The organism is Ligilactobacillus ruminis DSM 20403 = NBRC 102161 (genome assembly GCF_900113455.1).
Taxonomy (GTDB): Bacteria; Bacillota; Bacilli; order Lactobacillales; family Lactobacillaceae; genus Ligilactobacillus; species Ligilactobacillus ruminis.
On the sequence record NZ_FOPI01000028.1, the window covers coordinates 21,023 to 27,022 of the forward strand.

Consider the following 6,000-nt stretch of genomic DNA (forward strand, 5'->3'; position numbering starts at 1 on the left):
GAAATGAAAACAGACTTTTTTACTTATTTCCATCATACCAGGAGATTGTCATTCATAATAAAAAAAAACGGATCAGATTTGTAATTAATTGCAAATCATCCGGTTTTTTATTTAAGGCATATTTTTCCAGCCTCATTTTTTTCACCAAACGTTCGTTGCGTTCAACGTGTTCAATCCGCCAAAAGCACCGTCAGATCCGGCAATCTTCTTGATTGTCGCAAGTGCTTCCTTAGCTTCGTCATCCAATTTGAGATGTTCCGCAAGCATCACCTGGTTCAGGCGCTGATATGCCCACTTTGACTCCTGGGCGACATTTTCATTTTTCTTCAGATTGACTGCCGTCTTGTTGACGGCTTCGTTGACGTAATCATTTTGGCATGCTTTGGCAAAACGTTCCAAAGCAAGAGCAAGTTCCTGCTTCTCATTCATCAGAATTACTTCCTTTTCATTGATATCTGTACTTAGTAAGCGTCATGAGTCTTTCAAGCGTTGCATCCGGTCCGACGTACCGGTGCACGACCTTCCCGTGCTTGATCAGGACAACGGTCGGCGTGTACTGAAGTCCGATGACGTTGTTCATCATGTCAAGAAACTTCCCGTCAACATCCTGTGGCGAAACCTTCGAAGTGTCAAAATAGCCCACAGGAACTCCGGTCTCATCAAGAAACGTCCTCAGAGTTCTGGAAAACTCCCTGCAATACGGACAGCTTTCACGTCCGAAGAAGACCACGAAGGTCCTCCTGCTTTCGATTCCATTCTCAAGTTCCCTTACGCCCATTGGAATCGTTCCTGTAATGTTGGCACGATATTCACCCGCATCGACGTTCGTCATCACGTCTGCTGACACTCTTGTAAAATTCAGTGCTGAAAATGCAGCTAAGGCGCTAAACAGTACCAACAATATAATACGCTTTCTGACATGCATAATCAATAACCCCGCCCGGAACCTAGCAATGGCCGATTGTAGCCTTGCCGCCGGTTCCTACTGCGGCGCCCCATCTGTTGACACTGCATCCCCATGCCTGTCCCCAGTCCACGCGGCACTTGTGCTTGCCGCAGTAAACGCCGTTTCCATAATACTTGCCGCCCATAATCTTCTTGAGTTCTTTTTCGGAAAGTTGTCTCATAATTTCTGCCTCGCTTTGTTTAATTTGCTGACCATTTGATCAACAACATCATCATAGCATTCGCTGTGCATTTTTTGGCTTTTTAATCACAAATGGTCAATTTGAATTCGTAAACGGCAAAATTGGCCGTTCATTACACTAAAACAACCGCTGGCGACTTTTTCTACCATTCATGATTTTTTGGTGCTATATTTGAAAATGTAAAAACTTATCAAAGAGGCACATATCATGGAAAATGCAAAACATAATCTCAAAAAATTGTCCGAAGAGGAATTGAAAAAAATAAAGGGGGGCAAGGTTCAACATAACAGGCTATATCATGCTAAGCCAAAAACCTCTCAAAGCTATTGCCTATATAATCCTTTTAAAAAAATATGTTGGAGATAATCACTATGCACACTTTTGGCGCAGATTATTTTATTCTTAGCGATATCATATATTTATTTATTTCATCAATCTGCTTTTTCAAAATATCATCTAAAAAAAGCAAGACGTTCACCCTTTGCTATGTCGTATTGTCATCTATTGCATTTATTTCAAATACATATTTTTATGATATTGCAGATTACGTTATGATTTTAGGAATGCTATTTCTTTCGTTAATGATTGACCCCCAAAATTTATCAACTAATATTATGAATATCTTGATTTCTTTTTCAATCATTGACTTGTCAACCCTTATTGGTTCATCCGTTCTGACTAACATCCCTGTTAGTTATGATAACAAACCTTTATTTTTAATGATAATTATATGGATAATTGAAACGTTTAGTTCTTTAATTATATATAACATTTTAGGTAAAATAATAAAAAAATACAGCGCTATACTGTACAAAAGAGCCAGCTTAACTGTTGCATTATACGCTTATATTTCAGTTACCTTTCTTGATGTTATATCGCATAAAATTAATATATTCGGCCGTATTATCCCGCTCATAATCACTTTTCTAATCATTCAGTGCATCTTTGTCATCATTTTGTTCAACTTCGAGTTGTCGCGACATGACAAGCTAAATGAGCAAAAAATCAAACAAACTGAGATAGAAGGATTATTGAAATATACCGAAAAACTTGAAAAAGAGGAGCGAAAACTTCGAAAATTCAAACATGATTATCAAAACATGCTGCTCAGTCTAAAAGAATTGGCTGATTTTGAAAACAAAGAGAAATTTAAAGAAGGCGTCTTAAAGCTCGAAGAATACTTTAATATCAAGTTTGCGTCAAACCAAATCTGGGGTTTCAACGATTTTGAAAATCTGAAAAATCCCTATCTTAAAAGCATCTTCATCAGAAAGGTTCAAGATATGCGAGAACAGAAAATCATTGCTGAATTCTCCTGTCCTCAAATAATCGAAAACATCAATATCCCTATTTTTGACTTTGTACGAGTTATCGGGATAACGCTTGATAATTCAATCGAGGCGGTCTGCGGCCATGAAGACGGCCGAATTTTGATGAATATTTCGAAAAATGACGACGCTACAAAATTCGTCATTTCCAACACGATGTTTGCGACACAAAAACCTATCCAGCAATTAATAAGCGAAGGATATACCTCAAAGGACAACCATTCTGGATTGGGTCTTAAAAACATCAACGAGATTAAAACAAACAACAGCAACTTGTTTGTTTCCTACAAGTATGAAAAAAACTTGTTTGTTGCAACAATAATAGTTCAGGAGTGAAAAAATGTTTCATAGAATTTTTATATGCGAAGACAACCCTATCCAATTGTTATCTTTAAAACAGTATGTAGCCAACTATTCTGCATTTCACGAGCACGACTTTAGTATCAGCTTGGCAACACAGTTGCCTGAAGAAATAAAGCAGTTCATCGAGACGTTTGATGTAAGAGGCGGGATTTACTTTCTTGACATCGACCTTGGAAAAAAACATATTAACGGCATCGAATTAGCCAAATGGATCAGAGAACATGATGCCGAAGCAAAAATTTCGTTTATTACGACACACGATGAAATGGTTTCAAAAGTTATCAAAGAACACCTCGAATGCTTGTCATTTATTTATAAAGATGACGACATCACAAACATTCACAATGAAATCAATTATAGTTTGAGCGAAGCACAAAAACGCATCGATGCTATTGAGAAGACCAACCAAAAACAGTTATCTTTTAAAATCGGCAGAGAGGAACATTTTATCAATTTTAACAAATTGTTGTACATCAAAGTTTCTGACGTTATCCATCGTCTGGTCGTCGTAGCCAAGGATGAACAATCCGAATTTTATGGAACGATTTACGAAATTTCAAAACGATACCCCGAATTGCTTCAAGTTGACCGTTCCTGCATGGTTAATCCGCAAAACATCGTCAGTTTTGATTCAAAACAAAGAAAGATTTTCTTTGAAAACGGCATTTCGGTCGATGTTTCACGCAGAAACGCAAAAAATGTCAAGAAGACAATGGAGCAATATTGCAATGATATTCAGTAAAAAATACCCTTATATTCCACAAGTTGATGAAATGGACTGTGGCATTGCCTGCCTTTCAATGATAGCTAAATATTACGGTTCTGAATATCATCTTTCATACTTGCGAAATCTCGCCAAAATAACAAAAAACGGTGCAAGTGCTTTGGGGTTAATGAAGGCAGCAGAAAAAATAGGCTTAACGACAGATTCTTTTGAGCTTGATTATGATAATCTCTGCAACTTTCCAGAACTTCCTTTAATTGCCTTCGTAGTAAAAGAAGGAGGAATCAGTCATTTTTGCGTAATATATCAAGTCACTGAATCATATGTTCTAGTAGCTGACCCTGATCCAACGGTAAAGATGGTCAAAATTTCCAAACGTTCTTTTGAAAAAATATGGACCGGTGTCATCATTACATGCCATAAAGGTGATGATTTCAAAATAAACCATGTAAATTCTAAAAATTTATTATCATTTATTCCCGTTTTGATGGAAGAGCACCAAACAATTGTGAAAATTTTCGTTACCGCAATATTTATCGCGACGGTTAATATTATCAGCTCATATTTTCTACAAGAATTGATAGATTATTATATTCCAAAACAAAACATCAACCTTCTTGATATTGTTTCTGCAGGGTTGATAATATGCTACATATTTCAACAAATTACTCTGTTTTTTCAACAAAAACTTCTTTTAAAACTGAGTAATTCACTTTCCAAATCAATCGTTTTGAAATATTGGGGGTACATAATCAAATTGCCAATGTCTTTTTTTGAAACAAGAAAAACAGGCGAAATCACTTCAAGATTTTCTGATGCAAATACTCTTATAGAGGTATTGGGGGAAACTATCGTAACTATTTGCTTGGATTCAATAATCGTAATATCGATTCTTTTTTTCATATTTCATCAAAACGTCACTCTTTTTTGCATATCTTTGTGTATCATTCCGCTCTATATTTTGCTGATATATGCTTTCTCAACGTACTTCAAAAAAGAAAATTACAATCTCATGCAATCTTACTCAGAAGTAGACTCATCAATCATCGATAATATTACTGGAATAGAAACGATAAAATCGCTTTGCTTGGAAGATTTTTCCTATTCTCATGCAAAATTTAAATACACAAATTATATCCAAAAATATGTTAACTACACGAATCATGTCAACATGCAAAATTGCTTAAAAAATTTGATACAGCTGATTTTTAACGTCATCATACTATTGATTGGTGCAAGGATGATACATACCACTTCGCTGACAATCGGAAAACTGATGACTTTCAATGCTTTGCTAGGATACCTAGTGTCGCATCTCGAAGGAATAATATCATTGCAAACCAAAATACAGGCCGCCAATATAGCTAATATCCGTTTAAACGAAGTATATTCTGTCGAGCAAGAAGACAACTATGGAAACGAATATCTAGGAAATGTTGAATCAATAGAAGTCAACAATCTGTGCTACAGCTATGACTACGGCGATAATACGATAAATAACTTAACGATGATCATAAATAAAAGGGATAAAATTGCTATTTGCGGTGAAAGCGGGACTGGCAAATCTACTTTGGCCAAATTGCTTGCACGCGAAATACTTCCAGATTATGGTAATATTCTCGTAAACGGAATTTGTACAGAAGAGTACAACATAAAAAGTTACAGGCATAAGATAATTTATATTCCTCAAGAAACGACTCTATTTCCTGGAACCATTTCAGATAACATCACAATCGGGCTCAATGATTCTTTTTATTCTTCAAAGAAAATACAGCACCTTTGTGATTTAATCGACTTCTCCAAAGACATTAGGGAACTTCCAAATGGTATTAACACTCAAGTGAACTCAAACGGTTCAGGATTATCAGGAGGTCAAAAGCAAAAGCTTGCTTTAATTCGCGTAATGGTTAGAAACCCGCAAGTTATTATACTCGATGAATCATTATCAGCCATCGATTCAAAAAGTAGAAATAAAATACTGAAATTTCTGACTGAAAAACCTGATCTGACGATAATCTCAATTACTCACGATAAAGAAACCTTACCTTATTTTAAAAGAATATATAATATGTGAAATAGATGCTAAGGAACCCTATGTCTCAAACTAAAAGACAGGATGATTCACAATCAATCGCAAATTTCATCCCATTTTTTGGATATACAGAAACAAATCTGGATTTTGCCCGTAATCGGAGCCTGGCTTTTACAGGCAAATCCCCAAAATCGCCGTTTTGCCCGTAATCCCGTCTTGGTTAATTGATTAAGCGGACACTGCATTTGACAAAAAGAACTTCACGCATCCAAATTAAGAAAATGCCGGACAAAACCAGTCGAAAATCGACCGGTTATAATGTCCTTTAAGTATACAGGTAAAAAAGAAAATTTGCTGTATGCTTGGAGGGCATTTTCATATGGGAAGAAAATCGAAATATTCTGC

Annotated in this window: 7 protein-coding genes; 4 read left to right on the top strand and 3 right to left on the bottom strand. The window is 36.1% G+C overall.

All coding sequences use genetic code 11. The features are described 5' to 3' along the window. Positions 1-141 precede the first annotated feature (141 nt). Genes BMZ95_RS08345 through BMZ95_RS08355 form a run of 3 tightly spaced genes read right to left on the bottom strand, consistent with a single transcriptional unit; the run spans position 142 to position 1,127 of the window. Positions 142-429 (bottom strand): hypothetical protein, encoded by a 288-nt coding sequence (locus tag BMZ95_RS08345; RefSeq protein WP_046922869.1) that lies wholly within the window; start codon positions 427-429, stop codon positions 142-144. Between the two features lie 16 nt (positions 430-445). Further along, positions 446-925, bottom strand: a complete 480-nt coding sequence (locus BMZ95_RS08350; RefSeq protein WP_014074089.1) for a PedC/BrcD family bacteriocin maturation disulfide isomerase — start codon at positions 923-925, stop codon at positions 446-448. A 22-nt stretch (positions 926-947) separates the two neighbouring features. Beyond that, a complete protein-coding gene (locus tag BMZ95_RS08355; protein ID WP_014074090.1) occupies positions 948-1,127 on the bottom strand; it encodes a leucocin A/sakacin P family class II bacteriocin in 180 nt (59 codons plus the stop codon). Positions 1,128-1,355: 228 nt separating this feature from the next. Here BMZ95_RS08355 and BMZ95_RS10975 point away from each other — a divergent pair, with 228 nt between their 5' ends. The 4 genes from BMZ95_RS10975 (at position 1,356) to BMZ95_RS08370 (ending at position 5,637) form a co-directional block, all read left to right on the top strand. Continuing rightward, positions 1,356-1,514, top strand: a complete 159-nt coding sequence (locus BMZ95_RS10975) for a bacteriocin-like protein (protein WP_143454992.1) — start codon at positions 1,356-1,358, stop codon at positions 1,512-1,514. 185 nt (positions 1,515-1,699) lie between these two features. Further along, positions 1,700-2,812, top strand: a complete 1,113-nt coding sequence (locus BMZ95_RS08360; protein WP_225354953.1) for a GHKL domain-containing protein — start codon at positions 1,700-1,702, stop codon at positions 2,810-2,812. Between the two features lie 4 nt (positions 2,813-2,816). After that, the gene (locus tag BMZ95_RS08365) at positions 2,817-3,581 is read left to right on the top strand and encodes a LytR/AlgR family response regulator transcription factor (protein ID WP_046922867.1); all 765 of its coding nucleotides are present in this window, start codon (positions 2,817-2,819) and stop codon (positions 3,579-3,581) included. Further along, complete coding sequence (locus BMZ95_RS08370) at positions 3,538-5,637, top strand: peptide cleavage/export ABC transporter (RefSeq protein ID WP_159428734.1); 2,100 nt, start codon at positions 3,538-3,540, stop codon at positions 5,635-5,637. The genes BMZ95_RS08365 and BMZ95_RS08370 overlap by 44 nt, the downstream gene beginning before the upstream one ends. Positions 5,638-6,000 lie beyond the last annotated feature (363 nt).